Source organism: Williamsia sp. D3 (genome assembly GCF_000506245.1).
GTDB classification, from domain to species: domain Bacteria; phylum Actinomycetota; class Actinomycetes; order Mycobacteriales; family Mycobacteriaceae; genus Williamsia; species Williamsia muralis.
Genome location: NZ_AYTE01000018.1, coordinates 41674 through 59152 on the forward strand (window position 1 = coordinate 41674; position 17479 = coordinate 59152).

The 17479-nt window shown below is 65.9% G+C and carries 12 protein-coding genes, 1 tRNA gene and 1 pseudogene; 8 read left to right on the top strand and 6 right to left on the bottom strand.

The genetic code is table 11. From position 1 onward, the window contains the following. Window positions 1-55 precede the first annotated feature (55 nt). The 3 genes and pseudogenes from W823_RS42005 (at window position 56) to W823_RS42015 (ending at window position 2972) form a co-directional block, all read left to right on the top strand. Entirely contained in the window at window positions 56-691 is a 636-nt protein-coding gene (locus W823_RS42005; protein ID WP_023957831.1) for a PadR family transcriptional regulator, read from the top strand. After that, window positions 684-2269 (top strand): annotated as a pseudogene (locus W823_RS42010) (DHA2 family efflux MFS transporter permease subunit). The gene W823_RS42005 and the pseudogene W823_RS42010 overlap by 8 nt, the downstream one beginning before the upstream one ends. A 58-nt stretch (window positions 2270-2327) precedes the next feature. Then, complete coding sequence (locus tag W823_RS42015; RefSeq protein WP_023957834.1) at window positions 2328-2972, top strand: TetR/AcrR family transcriptional regulator; 645 nt, start codon at window positions 2328-2330, stop codon at window positions 2970-2972. 1 nt (window position 2973) lies between these two features. Here the strand turns inward: W823_RS42015 and W823_RS42020 are convergent, their stop codons facing one another. After that, on the bottom strand, window positions 2974-4533 hold the full coding sequence (locus tag W823_RS42020; RefSeq protein ID WP_031332202.1) for a molybdopterin-dependent oxidoreductase: 1560 nt from the start codon (window positions 4531-4533) through the stop codon (window positions 2974-2976). 95 nt (window positions 4534-4628) lie between these two features. On the opposite strand from W823_RS42020, the gene W823_RS42025 reads away from it, so the two are divergent. From W823_RS42025 to W823_RS42045, 5 genes are all read left to right on the top strand, one after another. Beyond that, complete coding sequence (locus W823_RS42025) at window positions 4629-5924, top strand: hypothetical protein (protein WP_235189516.1); 1296 nt, start codon at window positions 4629-4631, stop codon at window positions 5922-5924. Beyond that, window positions 5921-7549, top strand: a complete 1629-nt coding sequence (locus W823_RS42030; RefSeq protein WP_023957840.1) for a hypothetical protein — start codon at window positions 5921-5923, stop codon at window positions 7547-7549. Before W823_RS42025 ends, W823_RS42030 begins: the two co-directional genes overlap by 4 nt. Window positions 7550-7718: 169 nt before the next feature. Further along, window positions 7719-8891, top strand: a complete 1173-nt coding sequence (locus tag W823_RS42035; RefSeq protein ID WP_031332203.1) for an exonuclease SbcCD subunit D — start codon at window positions 7719-7721, stop codon at window positions 8889-8891. After that, window positions 8888-11482, top strand: a complete 2595-nt coding sequence (locus W823_RS42040; RefSeq protein ID WP_023957844.1) for an AAA family ATPase — start codon at window positions 8888-8890, stop codon at window positions 11480-11482. Before W823_RS42035 ends, W823_RS42040 begins: the two co-directional genes overlap by 4 nt. Before the next feature lie 66 nt (window positions 11483-11548). Further along, window positions 11549-11621 (top strand) — tRNA-Arg (locus tag W823_RS42045). A gap of 23 nt (window positions 11622-11644) precedes the next feature. Here the strand turns inward: W823_RS42045 and W823_RS42050 are convergent. From W823_RS42050 to W823_RS42070, 5 genes are all read right to left on the bottom strand, one after another. Further along, window positions 11645-12619 (bottom strand): alpha/beta fold hydrolase, encoded by a 975-nt coding sequence (locus tag W823_RS42050; protein ID WP_023957846.1) that lies wholly within the window; start codon window positions 12617-12619, stop codon window positions 11645-11647. Between the two features lie 25 nt (window positions 12620-12644). After that, the gene (locus W823_RS42055; RefSeq protein ID WP_023957848.1) at window positions 12645-14051 is read right to left on the bottom strand and encodes a wax ester/triacylglycerol synthase family O-acyltransferase; all 1407 of its coding nucleotides are present in this window, start codon (window positions 14049-14051) and stop codon (window positions 12645-12647) included. A gap of 66 nt (window positions 14052-14117) precedes the next feature. Next, complete coding sequence (locus W823_RS42060) at window positions 14118-15713, bottom strand: AMP-binding protein (protein WP_031332205.1); 1596 nt, start codon at window positions 15711-15713, stop codon at window positions 14118-14120. Between the two features lie 52 nt (window positions 15714-15765). Beyond that, complete coding sequence (locus W823_RS42065; protein WP_023957852.1) at window positions 15766-16611, bottom strand: lysophospholipid acyltransferase family protein; 846 nt, start codon at window positions 16609-16611, stop codon at window positions 15766-15768. Beyond that, window positions 16608-17444 (bottom strand): triacylglycerol lipase, encoded by an 837-nt coding sequence (locus tag W823_RS42070; RefSeq protein WP_023957854.1) that lies wholly within the window; start codon window positions 17442-17444, stop codon window positions 16608-16610. The genes W823_RS42065 and W823_RS42070 overlap by 4 nt, the downstream gene beginning before the upstream one ends. Between the last annotated feature and the right edge of the window lie 35 nt (window positions 17445-17479).

The window sequence follows — 17479 nt, forward strand, 5'->3', positions numbered from 1 at the left end:
CGGTATATTCCACATGGACTATTCGGGCGGGCCGAAGGCCGGGTGGGGGAGGACGATGACGCAACGCAGTGCTGCTGCCGATGTCGAATTGACCCCGTTGGCCGTTCTTGTCCTCGGGCTCGCGGCGGAACGGCCGATGCATCCGTATGAAATGGTCCAGACGTTGCTCGAACGCAACGAGGACCGTTTCGCCAAGACCCGACCCGGATCGCTCTACCACACAGTCGACCGGCTGCACGCCCAGGATCTGTTGCAGATCAACAGTGTTCAGCGTTCCGGCAACCGGCCCGAACGAACCGTCTACGCCATCACCGACGCGGGCACCAGCGCTTTGCGCCGCTCTCTCACGGCAATGCTCCGCACCCCCGCGGTCGAGTACCCGAGCTTTTACCTCGCCCTGGCCGAGGCGCACTCGCTGGGCCGGCATGAGGTCGTCGGGCTTCTCACCGAGCGGCTCGGTGCGATGCGAGGTGAACTCGAATCGGTCAACCGGTCGGTGGAAGCGGCCTCGGAAGGCGGCATCCCCGAGATGTTCCTGCTGGATGCCGGTTGCCGGCAGGCGGTGATGCAGGCTGAGATCGCCTGGACCGAGAGCCTGCGTGATCGGCTGGAGAACGGCGACCTCCTGTGGATCGAGGAGTGGTTGGCGCGCACGACCCCATCGAACAGAACAGAGGAAGACAGTGAGTAGCCCCAGCCCCACCCCGGCAATCACCACCAGACCTTGGCTCGCGCTGGGCGCGTTGTGCATCGGGTTCTTCATGATTCTCGTGGACATGACCATCGTCTCGGTTGCCCAGCCCGCCATTCAGCGGCGCTCGACACCGATGTCAATGGGGTCATCTGGGTTTCGAGCGCTTATCTGCTTACCTACGCGGTGCCCATGCTGGTCGCCGGACGTCTGGGTGACCGGTACGGACCGAAGAACGTGTATCTCGTAGGCCTCGTGGTGTTCACGGTCGCGAGTGTGTGGTGCGGGTTCGCAGGTTCGATCGAGATGCTCATCCTCGCGCGCGGTCTGCAGGGTGTCGGCGCGGCGCTGATCACGCCGCAGACGATGGCACTGATCACGAGGATCTTCCCCGAGAACAAGCGTGGCGCGGCGATGGGTGTCTGGGGCACCGTCGCGGGTGTCGCGACGCTGATCGGGCCGCTCGCGGGTGGCGGGCTCGTCGACGGTCTGGGCTGGGAGTGGATCTTCTTCGTCAACGTCCCCGTCGGCATCATCGGTCTGGCGCTGGCGTGGAAGCTGGTGCCGCAGGTGTCCACGAGCAAGCGCCACTTCGACCTGGTCGGCATGGCGCTCAGCGGCATCGGTCTGACGTGCCTGGTCTTCGGTATTCAGGACGGTGAGAAATACGACTGGGCGGCCTGGATCTGGGGACTCATCGGCTTCGGCCTGGTGTTGATGGCGTTGTTCGTCTATTGGCAGCACAAGATCTTGACCGTGCGGCGGTCGGCTGAACCGCTTGTGCCCCTGCGCCTGTTCCGCGACCGGAACTTCTCGCTGGCGAGTATCGGCATCACGACGATGGGTTTTGCGACGGCTGGGATGATGGTCCCGCTGATGTACTACTTGCAGCTGGTCGCGGGTCTGACCCCGACGGAGTCGGCGGTGGTGACCGTGCCGATGGCGGTTCTCACCGGCGTGCTCGCGCCCATAGTCGGCCGGCAGGTCGACCGGGTCCACCCTCGATACATCGTCGCCACGGCCCTCCTGCTCAACGCGGTGGCCATCGGCTGGCTCGCGATGATCGCCACGCCGACCACCCCGATCTGGCAGCTTCTGCTGCCCGTGGCGCTCATGGGCGCGGCGAGTTCGGGTATCTGGGCGCCGTTGGCTGCCACCGCGACGCGAAACCTCCCGATGACCAGTGCCGGGGCCGGTGCCGGCGTGTACAACACCACGCGTCTCATCGGCTCGGTGCTCGGTAGCGCTGCGGTGGGTGCCCTGATGCAGACCCGCCTCGCCGCAGAGGTCCCCGGGTTCGGGTCTTCGTCGATTGATCAGGCCGGACGGCTCCCGGAGTCGGTTCGGGACGGTTTCTCCGCAGCGATGGGGCAGTCGCTCCTGCTGCCGGCTGCGGCCCTGCTGATCGGTGTCGTCGCTGCTGCAGCCTTTGCCAGGCCGCGGCACATGATGGAAGCGGTGGTACCCGCGGGCGGGTCGCAACCAGGTGATGTCCCCGCCGGCACCGAGGGCGCAGCCGGCGTTCCGAAGGCGAACAGCACTGCGAAAGCCGCGGCGCAATCTGGCGCGGGGGACTGACCAGCCGTGTGTCCACCGTGGTTGACGTCGGCGCTCGTCTCGGGATGTACTGTGCGCCATGCGCAGTGACGTTCCAGGTTCGCGCCGGTTGTCGGTGGAGGACCGCCGCGCACAATTGGTGAACTGCGCTCTGACGCTTGCCGACCGCGGCGGGATGAGCGCGGTGACCGTGCGTGGTGTCGCCGAGGAAGCCAAGGTCTCCCTTGGCGTGGTGCATTACTGCTTCGACGACAAGGAACAACTTGTCGCCGCGATGATCGAGAAGGTGATCGCCGAACAACTCGAGGCGCTTCTCGCTTCGGTGCCCACCGAAAACCTCGGTACCGGCCGGGACGCGCTCCGGATCTCCATCCAGGAGGCGGTCACTGCGGTGTGGGCACGCGCGGCCGAATTCCCGAATCGTTGGCTGCTCATGATCGAGTCCATGCTGTTCTCGTTGCGGCAGCCGACGGAATCGGCGTCGGCCGGTCAGGCGCTGCTGCAGCACACGATCGCCGAGAAGTACGGACACACCTATCTTTCCGAGATCGGCGATCGCTGCGGGATGCGATGGGAAGTGTCCGAACGTGAACTGGTGCGGTCGGCGTTGCAGATGCTGTTCGGCACCGTGCAGTGGTGGCTCGTCGACCGCGACGATGCCGCAGCGCGGAGGTCGCTGGCTTTGCTCGCCGGATGGATGGCCGACTGCGCCGAGCCGCGATAGCTCAGGGCCGGCCCTGCACCTCGACCGAATGCAGTCCGGTCGCTCCGTCCGGCACCGACGGCGTCTCCGATTCGATCTGCGCTGCGCCGTCGCCGTCGATGGCCCGAACCCTCAGGCGGTGCTCGCCGGATGGGGCATCCCACTGCCACCTCCACAGTCGCCATGCGTCGATCACGTTGGGATCCAACAGTTCTGCGTCGTTCCACGGCCCGTCGTCGACCTGCACCTGTACACCCTTGATACCGCGGTGCTGTGCCCAGGCCACGCCTCCCACGGTGACCGGGCCGCTGGTGAGAGAGGAACCGCTCCTCGGCACGTCGATGCGCGAACTGGTCTTGATCGGCCCCTTCTCGGCCCAGCCGAGAGTGGTCCAGTACGCCTCCGCGCGATCGAATCTGGTGACCTCGAGCGACACGACCCACTTGGTCGCCGAGACGTATCCGTACAGGCCCGGGACGACCATCCTGACCGGGTAGCCGTGTTCGAGCGGCAACGGTTCACCGTTCATCCCCACCGCCAGCATGGCGTCGCGGCCGTCGGTCAATGCGGTCAGCGGCGTACCGGCGGTCCATCCGTCGGCACTGGTCGACAACACCATGTCGGCGTCCGCGGACGGACCGGCCGCAGCCAGGAGGTCCTTCAGGCGATAGCCGGTCCAGGTCGCGTTGCCGACGAGGTCGCCGCCGACTTCGTTGGACACACAGGTCAATGTGATGACGGCGTCGAAGGCGCTGTTGTCTTGTTGTAACCGCTCGAGATCGAGCCTGATCTCTCGATCGACCATCCCGTGGATGCGCAGCGACCAGCTTGTGCTCTTGACCTGTGGCACCACGAGCGCGGTGTCGATGCGATAAAAGTCGTCGTTGGGGGTGATGAACGAGCTGACCTGAGCAATGGACGGCGCTTGTGTGGTGACCGGATTGCTCGCATCGGGTACGGCGAAGGCGGCACGATCGGCTCCCACCCCGCCACTGACCCGTCGGACGGTCACACCGCCGAGTCCGGCCAGGACCGCCCCGCTGCCGACTGCACCGGCTCGGACCAGGAACCGGCGTCGGTCGGTGGCAGTGGCAGACCCGTCGCCGTGCGCATCGTTGTGGTCTGCGGGTTCGCCGACCCGCGGGGGCAGTGCCCGTATCAGCCAGTGCAGTACGAGCATGGCGACCACCACCCCGGCGATCGTGGGTAGTGCCCACCCGAGCGACGCGTTCGGCCGCGCCACCGCCGCTGCGGCCCCGAGTGCTCCGACCAGGGCCACCATGACGAGCCCGGCCGGGGGACGCCGGTATTCGGCCACTCCTGCGCAAGCGGCGAGCACCGCCATGATTGCCGCGATGGTCACCAGCAGCACTGTCTTGTCGGCGGTGCCGAACGCATCGATGGCCGATTCCCTCAGACCCTCGGGCATACGGTCGATCACCTCGGACCCCACGGCCTGTAGAGGCGACGAACTCCGATCCACGGCAGGTGCCAGCAGGTAGCCGACGCCGAGTCCCAGCGCCACACTGGATGTTCCGGCGGCGGCAGCGAACACCATGTGGCTGCGGGGGGAGGGGTTCATCTGCCCAGTATCCCTGCGCCGAATGGATGACAGGATTTTCCTTCACCCTGACCTACGATGTGACCTGCATTGGTGCCCAACGGGAGGAGCGCACTTTGCAACCAGGAACGGTGCCCCCATCGCAACCCTCGGATGTGTTGCAACGTTCGCCTTCGGCCTCGCTTGTCGGTGGCGCACCGTGGACACCCACGAGAGCAGACCGGGTTCGCGACTTCTTGGCGGCTGTGGCGCTGTTGGCCTCGCTGGGTCTGGACTGGGACGCCGACACCCTCGCGTTGTTCCGCGTCGACGTCGCGATCGTCACGGGCCTCTCGCTGCTGTCGCTGTTGTTGCCGGCCGCGAGTCGGCGGGGAATGTTCGGGCAGACGTGGACGCCGGCGAAGCTACGTGCGCTCAAACTGATCTGCGTGGCCCCCTATCTCGCAGTGGTCATGGTCTGCCTTGGCTGGGATATCTCATGCCGCTGGACCGAATGGGATTACGGCGGTACGGGTTTCGGTCCGGCGGTATGGATCGGGCTGGCGGGAGCGGTTCTCGCGGGGCAGCCGCGTGAGGCCGATCTCTTCGATGTCTCGGGCCACGGCGGCTTCGGCGTCGCAGGTCGGCAGTCGCGGGCTCTTCTTCTTGTCGCCGGCGGGCTGTTCGCGGTGATGACGGTGTCCGCTGTGGTGATCGATGTGCTGCGTTTCGTGGAGAACCTAGATGCCGTCGCAGGCCTGCGCGTGAGCGTCCTCGATCCGCTGGTCTCCGCGGCCGCAGCCGTGGCCTGGCTGATCGTGGTCGGCCGCCTGATCCTGTCGGCGGCCACCGGTAAAACTGGTTCGTCTCTGTCGCTTTCGCTTCTGGGATGGGCTGCTGCAGGGTGGGCGCTGATGGTGTCGTTGCCGGGAGTGCCATACGAATCGGTTGATTCGGTGACCACGGGCTACCTCGGTATCGCCGTCCTCGGTGGGATCGGGGCTGCCGCGTTGTCGCCTGCGCTACCGCGCCGGATCGCGATGACGCAGCACGAGTACTACAGTGCGCCGCTGGGTGTGGTGATGGCGGTGTCGTTGCTCTGGGTGGCGTTGTCGGTCGCCGGGCTCACCCTGTACTCGGCAACGTCCGCCGTGCTCGCAGCGCTGGTGTTCTTCACGCTCGCCCTGGCCGGGGCCACACTCGTGCGCGACAGGATGTCGAGTGGCCCGGGGGACCAGCAGAAAGCGTTGTTCGGCTTTGCGATCGGACTCGTCATCACTGCGATAGCGGTCCTGGTGGTGATGAGTGTCCGGGTGAACTGGAACCTGCCGGCGCCCTTGGCGCTCTGGCTTGTCGGGTTCGTGGTGCCGGCGTTCATCGTGTGGCGTGAGGCATTGGCGCCGTCCCTGGCCCGAAGTGGTGTGATCCGATGACCTACTCGTCGAATCCCGGCCCCGTTGCGCCGCAACCCGGACCTCCCGGCCCATCACGTAACCCCGGCCTTCTCAAGGCCATTGCGATCGTGGCTGCGATAGTTCTGGCGGCGACGGGCGGATTCGCGGTGAACCGGCTGCTCGTCACCCAGGTCAACGGGGCGTCGAGCGCCACGAACTCGGTGAAGGACTTCCTGGGCGCTCTCGAGGATGAGGACTGGACGAGGCTCGGGCTACTGTTGCCGCCGGATGAGACCGACCAGCTGGCCGGACTCATCGGTGACATCGGAGACCTGCAGAGCAAGCTGGGATCCGCCGGGCAGTCACCCATCGATCAATTCGAAGGCATCTCGGTGGAGATATCGGATCTGCGTCTGACGTCCGAGGCGGTGGAAGCCGATCTGACGAAGGTCTCGATCGAACGCGCCACCATCATCCTGAAAATCGACGCCAGAACAATCGAGTCGCTGGCCGACCTCGTCCCCGACGTTGATCCGGCGGCGGTCGGTGCCGTCGAGATCGAGGTCTCGATCAACGGACCCGAGGTCACCTACAAGACCACCACAGCCGACGACGTCGACACCGGCACCGAGACGGCGGTGGTCGGTGACCGCGAGCAGGCGCCTTTCCTGATGTCGGTGCGGCGCGACGGTGGCTGGTTCGTCAGTCCCACATTCACTGCGGCCCAGTACACCGCGGAGGAATTGGGCTGGCAGACAGCTGATCCCGGCCCGCCCGAAGCCGGTTATGACTCTCCGGAACAGGCGCTGACCGGATTCGTCGAGGGACTGGTCGAGACCCTCCAGACCGCTGACGTCACTCATGTCGCGGACGCGATGGGCGGGGTCGAGTCGCGACTGCTCAAGACATACGCCCCCGGCATCAATGCTGAGCTGGATGCGGACTCCGACTTCGACTTCGACTTCGGAATAGAGTCGCCGGTGACGATCGACGATCTTGATGTCGAGGTCACCAGGGGGGACAACGACCAGGCGCGCGTCCGGATCGACAAGTTCGAGGCCACACTGCGTTCCGAGGGCACCGGGGCAACAGTTGTCTTCGACGGTGACTGCATACGCACGGTCGGGGAGAGCGACCAGGGATGCATCTCCGATGGCGGCCCTTCTGCCGAGCGTCTGTACGGTGCCTTCGGTCATGTGGTCGCGGTGCCGGCCGACGGCGGTTGGAAGATCAGTCCGGTGGCAACCTACTTCGACTGGGTCGCCATCGCCCAGCGGGCCATCTCACGGGTCGACGCCGACCTCCTGAAAGCCGTTGTCGGATTGGACTTCTCGGGGCTGGCCGCCCGAGATCCCGCGGCCACGATCGGATCGGGAGACGAGGTCACCGTCGATGTCGAAGCCGTGAGCCCGGAAATCTATGCCGGGGTGTCGGTGGTCGACCCGCAGCCGTCGCCGGAGCTGATCGACTACTCGTGCAGCGCCGAGACCCAACCGGGATTGTGCGAGATCATCGTGGTCGACGGAAGTGGTCGCCGACAGGACCGCGATTCGCGCTACGACATCGACACGGGATACCAGTTCGGCTACGAGATCGCCGACGACACACGGCTGATCGTGCTCGCGGTGGCCGGACCGGTGGTGATCGAGAGCGAGCGATACTGAAAGCCGGTGTGTCCGCCTCGACAAGCGATGCGTGACCCACCGCTGAAGATCCAACGCTCTGTCGGACACCACTCGTAGGATCGGACCAGTCGTCACTGTGTTCGATCCGGGCCACGAGGGGAGGTCACCCATGAGTGCAGCTCTGCCGTTGTCGCTGCCTGCGCAGGAGGTGACCTTCATCCACACCGCGGACTGGCAGCTCGGCATGACCAGGCACTTCCTCAAGGGCGATGCCCAGGCGCGGTACACAGCAGCGCGTCAGGAGACCATCGGACGCATCGGTCAGCTGGCCGCCACGCACAACGCCGAGTTCGTCCTGGTGTGCGGTGACGTGTTCGAGGACCGGCAGGTGTCCTCGCGCGTCATCCGTCGAAGTCTCGACCACATGCAGCAGATCGGGTGCCCGGTGTACCTCCTCCCGGGCAATCACGACCCACTCGACGCCGCGAGCATCTACAACTCGCGCGTGTTCACCGACCACAAACCCGACCACGTCCACGTTCTCGGAACGGTCGGTGCGTTTCAGGTGCGCCCCGGCGTGCAGTTGATCGCCGCGCCGTGGACCAGCAAGATGCCGCTGGCCGACACCATCGCACAGCAGGTCTCCATGCTCGGGCCGAGCGAGGACATCCGCATCGTTGCCGGTCATGGACGGGTCGACACGCTCGCGCCCGACTCCGACGACCCGACCCTCATCCAGGTCGCCGAACTCGAACGCGCCATCGCGGACGGGTTGATCGACTATGTGGCGCTGGGAGACCGGCATTCGGTCACCGATATCGGTGACACCGGACGGATCTGGTATTCCGGGGCGCAAGAAGTCACCAACTACGATCACCGCGAGGAGGATCCGGGCCGAGCGCTGGTGGTCACCCTCACCCGCGGCCAGTACATGCCGGGTGTCACCCCTGCGCGCGATGAGAACACCGTGCATGTCACCGCCGAACCCGTGGGGCAGTGGGCTTTTCGTACCGTCGAGCACGACATCAACAGCGCCGACGACATCTCCGGGTTGCGGCGGCGCCTCGACGCCTTCGACCACAAGGCGAACACCGTGGTGCAATTGGCGCTGCGTGGGTCCGTGAGCATCACCGAACGGTCAGAACTCGATGCGATGCTCGAGGAGTTCTCGGATCGATTTGCCGCACTGACGTTCTGGGATCTGCGTCACGACCTGGTGATCAGACCCGACGACGAGGACTTCGCCGAGATGGCACTGACGGGGTTCATCGGCGACGCCGTCACCGAACTGTCGGAGCTGGCACGCGCCACCGACTCGCAGGCAGCCGTGGCGCAGGAGGCCCTCGCCCTGCTCTTCCGGCTGGCCGGTGGTAGCCGGTGAAGCTGCATCGACTGAGGCTGAGCCACTTTCGCGGGATCACCGAGCGGGAGATCATCTTTCCCGAGGTCGGGGTCACCGTGGTGGAAGGTGCCAACGAGGCCGGCAAGACATCGATGATCGAGGCTCTCGATCTGCTGCTGGAGGTGCGCTCGGACAGCAAGAGCGCCAAGGTACGTGCCGTCGCCCCATCCGGTCTCGATGTCGGGTCGGTGGTGGAGGCCGACATCAGCTGCGGCCCCTACCGATTCACCTACACCAAGCAGTACAACAGGGGTGCCCGCACGGAACTGGTCATCGATGAGCCGGTGAGAGAGCAGCTCAGTGGCCGCGCGGCCCACGAGCGTGTGTGCGCCATCCTCGATGAGCGTGTCGACGCGGGCCTGTTCAAGGCGTTGCGCCTGCTCCAGGCGGGAGACCCGGTGGTCGGCGAACTGTCGTCGAGCGCAGCGTTGTCTCGTGCATTGGACACCGCAGCGGGCACGACGTCGTCGGGAACCGACCCCGGGTCGGATGACTCGGCGTTGCTCGACGCTGTACGTACGGAGTACGAACGCTATTTCACTGCGGCACAAGGTCGTCCTGCCCGGGAACTGGCCGCGGCCACAGCCGACATGGAACGCGCCCAGGCTCGTCACACCGAGCTGGCCGCTGCGATGGACCAGGTGACTGCGGACGCGGCGCGCCTGGAGACGCTCACCACCACGCGCCGGGAGCTGGCGAACTCGCTGGAGATGGCAAAGGTGGAACTGGCCTCGCTCACCGAGCAGCGAGAGCAGGCTGTGGGGCTGCAACGGCGGCATGACGAGGCCCGAACCGAAATGCGCTCTCTCCAGAACGAATTGCAGTCTCTCGACCGCGAGAAGGCCCAGCGCGCCGCAGCCTGCAAGCGGGTCAACGACTGTGAGCACACCATCGACGTGACCGTCCGGGCGGTCGAACACGTCAGAGGTGTCGCGGACACACGACGGGTCGAGCTGACGCGCCTCGACCGCGACATGGAGGATGCGCGGCTGGCAGAGGTCCGGGCGGCCGAGGAGGTCGCCGCCGCCAGGGCTACGGCGAAGAACGGTGCGCTGCGCTCGCGCCGCGACGAGATCACCGCACTGCTGGAGCGCGTCGGATCGCTGCGCGAACAGCTGACGGCCGCCCGGCGCCAGGTCGCCGCTGTCACCAGTGACCACGACGACCTCGACATCGCCGAAGACCTCGCCCAGCGAGTCACCATCGCGCGCGCCGAATCACGTTCTGCTGCAGCAATTGTCACGGTCACGAAACTCGGAGACCACGCCATCACCGTCGACGGTGTCGACACGGCATCCACCGAGTTCGCCCTCACCGAGGGCACGGTGGTGGAGGTGGACGGTGTGGTGCAGGTGGCCGTGGCGCCCGGGGCCGAGTCGGCAACCCTGGCCGGCCGACTGGCCGGTGCGGAGCGGGCCCTTGCGGGTTTCCTTGACGAACGCGGTGTCGCGGACGTCGCGGAATTGCGGGCCCAGGTGCGCCGTCGCGAACGGGCGTCAGACGCGGTCGACAGCGCTCGGTCACAGCTGGCCGCGGTTCTGGGCGACCGTGACGAGGACACACTGCGTGCCGAATTGGCCGAGCTGACATCTCGGATCGACGCCCAGCCGACGACCACAGCCACCGTCGGCGTCGAGGAGGCCGAACGGCGTGCAGGTGCCGCCTCGGTTCGGCTCGCCGGGGTCACCCAGCACCGAGCAGAGGTGCAGAGCGAGCTGCGCAGTCTGGACAACGAGCACCGGATCCTGGACGAGCGTCTCGTCCAGCTGCGCGCCGATCGTGATGATCTCCGAGACCAGCACCATCAATTGTGTGACGGTCGTACCGATGAGGCGCTGGACGAGCGGCGCGTGGCGATCCTCGAGCACATCGCACAAGCGGAGAAAGCGATGGCACGTGCCGCCCACGACATCGACGAGGCAGACCCGGAGACACTGGAACTGCACTACGCCAACGTCTCGGCACTGGTGGAGCATGCAGAGCCGCGCCTGGCCGGTCTCGGGACCGAGATCGCCGAATTGCGTACGCGCATCGAGATCCGTCGCGACGATGGCCAGCTGGACCAGTTACATGTCGCAGCAACCGAATTGGAAGGCGCGCAGGGCGTCCTGGAGCGCGTCAGGGTCCGTGCGCAGGCGGCAGAACTGCTGCTCCACACGCTGCAGCGTCACCGCGACAACACCCGGCGCCGCTATGTCCAGCCGTTCACCGACCAGGTGCTCCGGCTGGGCAAGGTTGTGTTCGGGTCGAGCCTGGGCGTCGGGATCGATGAGGAGTTGCGCATCACCACCCGGACGCTCGACGGGGTCACCGTCGACCACGATGCCCTCTCCGGCGGCGCGAAAGAACAGCTGGGCATCATCAGCCGGCTGGCGTGCGCCATGCTCGTCGACCCCGCAGACGGCGTTCCGGTCATCATCGATGACGCCCTGGGTTACACCGACCCCGAGCGCCTGGCCAGCATGGGAGCAGTCCTGGGACACGCCGGACGGAACACCCAGGTCATCGTGCTCACGTGCACACCGCAGCGCTATCAGGGTGTGGGCGGGGCGCACCTCGTGGCCGTGTGAACGCGCCCGGCCCATCCGTTTTGGGATGCCCACACCCGATGCGCTAGGCTGACTCTCGCCCAATGAGCCCCCGTAGCTCAGGGGATAGAGCGTCCGCCTCCGGAGCGGAAGGCCGCAGGTTCGAATCCTGCCGGGGGCACAGATTCAGGCGACATCTCCGGCTCAGATCGCTGCTCTGGTACCGGGTGTCACACGATCGGTCACGTTCTGGACCGCCTCGAGAAACACCGGAACCCACCCTGTTGCCCCCAACACGATGGCCGCGTGCCCACCGCGTGCGGTGAAGACCTGGGCGCCGGGTATCGAGTCGGCCAACTTGCGCTGGCGGCGTGCGGGGATGATGTGGTCTTTTCCGGTCACCACCACAGCAGTCGGAACGTCGACCCCGCCGATCCAGGCCGCAGAGTCGAAACGACCGAGCTCACCGAGCGCCTCGGGTAGGGACCAGGCGCTGGTACTGCGGAACTCGACCTTGCTCCACGCGGTCGGGTTCGCCACTTCCACCGACGGCAGCTCGGGGAGGGTCTGTGCCAGCCGGTCGACATGCGACAGCGCGAAGCTGGCCAACGGATGCATCGCCGCGGTCATCAGTGGGAAGAACAGGCGCTCACCCTTCTTTCCACGGAAGTTCCTCGCGGTGGAGCAGAGCACCAGGCCCGATACACGCCTCCGGTGCCGCTGCCACGTCAACTGGGCCACTGCGCCGCCCATGGAGTAGCCGGCCACGACTGCTTGTTCGATGCCCAGGGCGTCCATCACGGCCACCACATCGTCTGCACAGTCGACGAACCGGAAACGCGACGACCGGATACCCCGCCCATGCCATCGCTGATCGAACGTGACAACCCGGTAGTGCTGCGACAGCTCGCTGAAGGTGGCCACCCAGCTCAGATACGAGGTGCATCCCAGCGCGTGCAGCAACACGATCGTGGGGGCGGTGGGTGAGGGGCCGGGCACGTCGACGACGAATGTCCGGCCACGACCGGGAAGCTCGACGATCCGGCCCTCGGGCACGGCGTCGACTGCAGGTGCGGACGGCATGATCTGCTTCAGTCCTGCCCCCACCCCGCTGCGTAGGGCGTCGGCACTGGTACTCGCGACCCGGTTCAGGGCCTTGCCGGCCAGCTGCACTGTCATATGGTCGTCCTCTCGCTCGAACTGCTCAGTCGGGCATGTTCGCCAGTTCATCGAGAGCCGGACGCATACGTGCCACGAGCGGACCGAGATCGTCCACCAGGTCTGGGCAGCTCAGGATCGAGACGTTGAGCCGACCGGCGTAGGACCACGCGGTCACGTTGAGGCCGATACCTTCGATGAGTGGTCCGACGCTGAAGAGATCACTCAGCTTCGAACCGGCGATTGTCACGTCCTGCGCCGGACCCTTGACGTTGGACACGATGACGTTGAACGGCGGCGAGTGTCTGGCCGCCATGTTGTATTTCGAATAGAGCTTGAGGGCCGCACTGAAGGGTGCCGGTGGGGTGAACTGCACCCAGTCGGTGAGCATGTGAGGACCCAGGTGCTGTTGCACCTTCTTCGAGGCGGCGGTTGTCCGCGAGATCTCGAGCAACCGTTCACGTGGGTCGTCCACATCGGTCGCGAGGGTTGTGAACAGATTCGACACCCGGTTGCCACCGAGACGAGCGGGGCCCTCGGGGTCGTCGGTCGACACCGGCACCCCGGCCAGAAGTGATCCGGACAGGTTTTCGCCGCGCGACCGGGTCCAGTCGCGCAGCGCTCCGGCGACGATCGCCAGCACCACATCATTTACGGTGACGCCGTTGGCTTTTCGCACCTGCTTGATGTCGTCGAGGGGGAGCGTGCACGTGGCGAAGATGCGCGAGGCGCCGAGGGCGCCGTTGAACGATGCCCGGGGCGCGTCGAGGACCGGTCGGGGTACCGACACCGATTCACCCCGACGATGCCGCACCACCGCATTGACTCCGGACGCTGTACGCGACAGGAGGCCGTGCACCGTGCCCATCTGGCGGATGGCATCGGACAGGGCAAGCCGGGTCTGCTCGGCCTTGGTGGGCGTCGGTTCGAGGTCCCAGCTGTCAGACCTCGAATCCTCATGTGGCGCAGGGTTCTGTTCGGGATCATCACTCTGGTCGGTGATGTTGCCCAGCAATGCGTTGGCCGCCACGCCGTCCGCGAGCGCGTGGTGCATCTTGCCTATCACCGCTATTCGCCCGTCGGCCATGCCCTGGCACACATGCATCTCCCACAACGGGATCGACCTGTCGAGCGGGGTTCCCGCGATCTCGCCGGTGACCGCCTCGAGCTCCGCCATACCCCCGGGGTCCGGCAGGTCGTGCAGAAAGAGGTGCTGCGCGGGCTCGATCGGCTGGTCACTGATCCACAGCGGGTGATTGAGCGAGAGTGGGACAGGCAGAGCCCGCCGCTGCAGCGGGGGAAGCTGGCCGAGCCTGGCCAGCATCTGCTCCTGGAAACGCTCGAACGTGAAACCCTCTCGCGGCTCGATGATGGCTATCTTCAGCGTGTGCATGTGCATGGTTGGCGTTTCCATGTACAGATAGCCGGCATCAACCCCTTCCATTCGCTCCATTCCGGAAGTATGGAGGGGTCCGGGGCGCGTCACCGGCGACTTACCCAAACTGTTCCGCGTTTGTCATCACGCGGGTCCGGTGAGTTCGCGTTTGACCACCTTGCCGGTGGCGTTGCGGGGGAGGGCGTCGAGGAACTCGACGTCGCGGGGCACCTTGAAGCCGGCCAATTGGGACTTGACGTGTGCCTTGAGATCGTCGCAGGAGGCATCTTCGCCGGGCTTGAGCACAACGTAGGCCGCCAGCCGTTGTCCGTACTTGTCGTCGTCCACTCCGAGCACTGCAGCTTCGAGGACCGAGGGGTGGGCGTTGAGCGTCTCCTCGACCTCCAGGGGATAGACGTTCTCGCCACCCGAGACGATCATGTCGTCGTCGCGGCCGACCACGAACAACCGGCCGTTCTCGTCCAGACGGCCCACGTCGCCCGACAACATGAAGTCGCCGTGGAAGTCCTTGGAGTCACCCGACGTGTACCCCTCGAAGTGAGAGTTGCTGAACACGGCGATCTTTCCCACTTCGCCGACAGGCAGCTCGTCGAGGTTGTCGTCGAGGATCCGCACCTCGGTACCCGCCGCGGGCCGGCCGGCAGTGTCTGTCGCAGCGCGCAGGTCCGCAGGTGTCGCCGTACTGATCAGGCCCGCCTCGGTGGCGTTGTAGCTGTTATAGACCACATCGCCGAACCGGTCCATGAACCCGGTGACGGCGTCGGCCCTCATCCGCGATCCGCTGACCGTGGCGAAACGCAGTGAGCTCAGCTGGTAGTGGTCGAGGACGTCGGACGGCAGGTCCATGATGCGTTCGAGCATCACCGGCACGAGCGCAAGACCGGTGGCCCGGTGCTCGGCAACCAACTTCAGCGTCGCCTCCGGGTCGAACTTGCGGCGCATCACCACGGTGCAGGTCATCGTCCCGGCCACGGCGAGCTGCCCGAAGCCCCAGGCGTGGAACATGGGCGCCGCGACGACGATCTTCTCTTCCGCCTTCCAGGGGATGCGGTCGAACATGGCCGCGAGCGCTCCGGCGCCCCCGCCACCGGAGCGGCGTGCGCCTTTAGGGGTCCCGGTGGTGCCGGAGGTCAGCAGGACGATACGTCCCGGGGAATCGGGACGTCCCGGACGTTTGGCGCCACGATGTTTGTTGATGAGCCCTTCGACGGTGGGAGCGTCGGTGCTGCTGTCGGTCCACGCGACCACTTCGGCGAGATCCTCGACGTGCGAACGGGCGTGGGCCACGAGTTCGGCGAACTCGTCGTCGTAGATGAGGACGCCGGTGTGCTCGCGAAGGAGTACCTCCGTGAGCTGAGGGCCCGAGAACCCGGTGTTCAGCAGGAGCGAGTCGGCGCCGAGTTTTGTTGATGCCAAGAGGCTTTCGACGAGGCCACGGTGGTTGCGGCAGAGGATGCCGACGGTCTGGTCAGGCTGTCGCCGCAGGTCGCGCAACGCCGTGGCGAGAGCGTCGCTACGGGTGTCGAGCTGCGCCCACGTCAGGCTGCCCAGTTCGTCGACGAGGGCAGTGGCGTTCGGCCGCCGTACTGCTGCCAACCCGAGGCCGGTCATCGGTGTGGTGCCCTGACGCCAGATCACGAGTCCCATCCGCAGGTACTTGTCCGGGCGCAGCGGGGCGAGCATGCCGCTGCGGACGAGTACCCCGATGGTCCACAGCATCCGGCGAATTCGGCCAATCAACTCGGTCACGACGTGGCTCCTGATCCTGTGGTCATCCGAGCACCGGGAAGCGGCGTGCCCGGGCCATCTCATCCAACGTGGACTGCATACGGTCGCGGACCACACGATCGACTTCAGCGATGTCGGGGTCGGGTCCGAACTCCGCGACGATGTCGATCGGTTCGAGCACCCGTGTCTCGATCTTGGTAGGCATCGGCAGGTTCGGAGGGAACTGCAGCGACAACCCGAAGGGAAATCCGAAGGACAGCGGAGCGAGCTTGGTCCGCATGAGTTTGTCGAGACGCAACAGCTTGGCGAGATCCTCACCGCGGCTGAGGAAGATCTGGGCCTCGTGCCCTCCGATGCTCACCACCGGGACGATGGGCACCCCGGCTTCGAGAGCGGTCCGCACGTACCCCGTACGGCCGTTGAAGTCGATGCGATTGGCTGAGGTCGACGGCCGGAACACGTCGTAGTCGCCACCGGGGAAGACGATGGTGACACCGCCGCTGCGGAGGAGCTGGTCGGCGTTGCGGCGATTGGCCGGAACGAAACCCGCGCGAGCGAACAGTTGTTTTCCCTGGCCGATGAACAGCATGTCGTGCGCCAGCACGTACAGGGGGCGCTCACTGCCGAAGTGATCGAAGAACTCCACCGCGATCACCGGCACGTCCATCGCGAGTAGGCCTCCGGAGTGATTGGACACCAGCAGCGCTCCACCATCGGGCACGTTCGCCATGCCCTTCACCTCGGACCGGAACCAGCCTTTGACCGCCAATCGCAGCATCGGTATCAACCGGGTCACCCAGGCCCCGTCACGCAATTCCCACAGTTCTTCGTCCGACTCTGCGCCTGGGGGCTCGTTGCCGGACTTGCCGGCCGTCTTGTCGGTGCTCATGCGGTCTTTTTCAACGTCGGGGCGCTCACCGATGGACCGAGGAGGGTATGACGAACACACCGCGCCCAGTCGAAAGGTTGTGGCGCAAGCGGGTTCTGGGCCAGTCGATCGGCGAGCACGCTCAGGGCCAGTGGATTGGAGACCAGCCCGATGTGGCTGCTGAGAACGGCGATGTTCTCGCAGTTGTCGTCCTCGTCGAGTGCACAACTGCGCCAGTTGAGTATCCCGTCGGTCTTGGAATAGATCGCCGTACACCGGACGGGCAGCGGTCCTCGGAGAGTGTCGACGATCTCCCGCGCGTTGTCGACCAGGCCGTACTTGCGCGCGGCGTGCTCGAACATCGTCGTCGTCCTGGTCACCTCACCCTCAGGCCGCCACGGGGACCCCAGGCAGATGACCTGCCGTACCGCGTCGGGACGTTCGTGGCCCAGCCACCGGGCCAGCAGGCCGCCGAAACTCCAGCCGACAACACTGACGGGCACGCCATAACGTTGGTGAAGTCGGTCCAGTCGGTCGGGTAGCCCCTCGACGATGTGGTCGGTCAATCCGAAGTTACGGCCGAGGTGCCATCCGTGGGCTCGGTAACCGAGACCGCGCAGATGGGAGCGCATCCTGTTGGTGAGGCCATCGGTTGCGTAGAAACCGGGGATCACCAGCACCGGACGTCCCTCGCCCACACCATGGCTCGGGAGGATGGCGTCCACCACCGCCGATGTGGGGTACTCGACCATCACGCGAGCCAGTTCGAGCGCGGTCAGCGCGAGGGGCGGTTTGGGAAACCGCTCTGATGACAGGGCGGAGCCATCGTCACGTCGTTCTTCGAAGTCGTACATGCACCATCCCCGAGCCGTGTGTGGATGGTCCCATA

Excerpts from the sequence above, each read along its gene's own strand:
- W823_RS42005 (WP_023957831.1), top strand. The coding sequence starts at position 56 with ATGACGCAACGCAGTGCTGCTGCCGATGTCGAATTGACCCCGTTGGCC.
- W823_RS42015 (WP_023957834.1), top strand. The coding sequence starts at position 2,328 with ATGCGCAGTGACGTTCCAGGTTCGCGCCGGTTGTCGGTGGAGGACCGC.
- W823_RS42020 (WP_031332202.1), bottom strand. The coding sequence starts at position 4,533 with ATGAACCCCTCCCCCCGCAGCCACATGGTGTTCGCTGCCGCCGCCGGA.
- W823_RS42030 (WP_023957840.1), top strand. The coding sequence starts at position 5,921 with ATGACCTACTCGTCGAATCCCGGCCCCGTTGCGCCGCAACCCGGACCT.
- W823_RS42050 (WP_023957846.1), bottom strand. The coding sequence starts at position 12,619 with ATGACAGTGCAGCTGGCCGGCAAGGCCCTGAACCGGGTCGCGAGTACC.
- W823_RS42055 (WP_023957848.1), bottom strand. The coding sequence starts at position 14,051 with ATGGAGCGAATGGAAGGGGTTGATGCCGGCTATCTGTACATGGAAACG.
- W823_RS42060 (WP_031332205.1), bottom strand. The coding sequence starts at position 15,713 with ATGCTGTGGACCATCGGGGTACTCGTCCGCAGCGGCATGCTCGCCCCG.
- W823_RS42065 (WP_023957852.1), bottom strand. The coding sequence starts at position 16,611 with ATGAGCACCGACAAGACGGCCGGCAAGTCCGGCAACGAGCCCCCAGGC.
- W823_RS42070 (WP_023957854.1), bottom strand. The coding sequence starts at position 17,444 with ATGTACGACTTCGAAGAACGACGTGACGATGGCTCCGCCCTGTCATCA.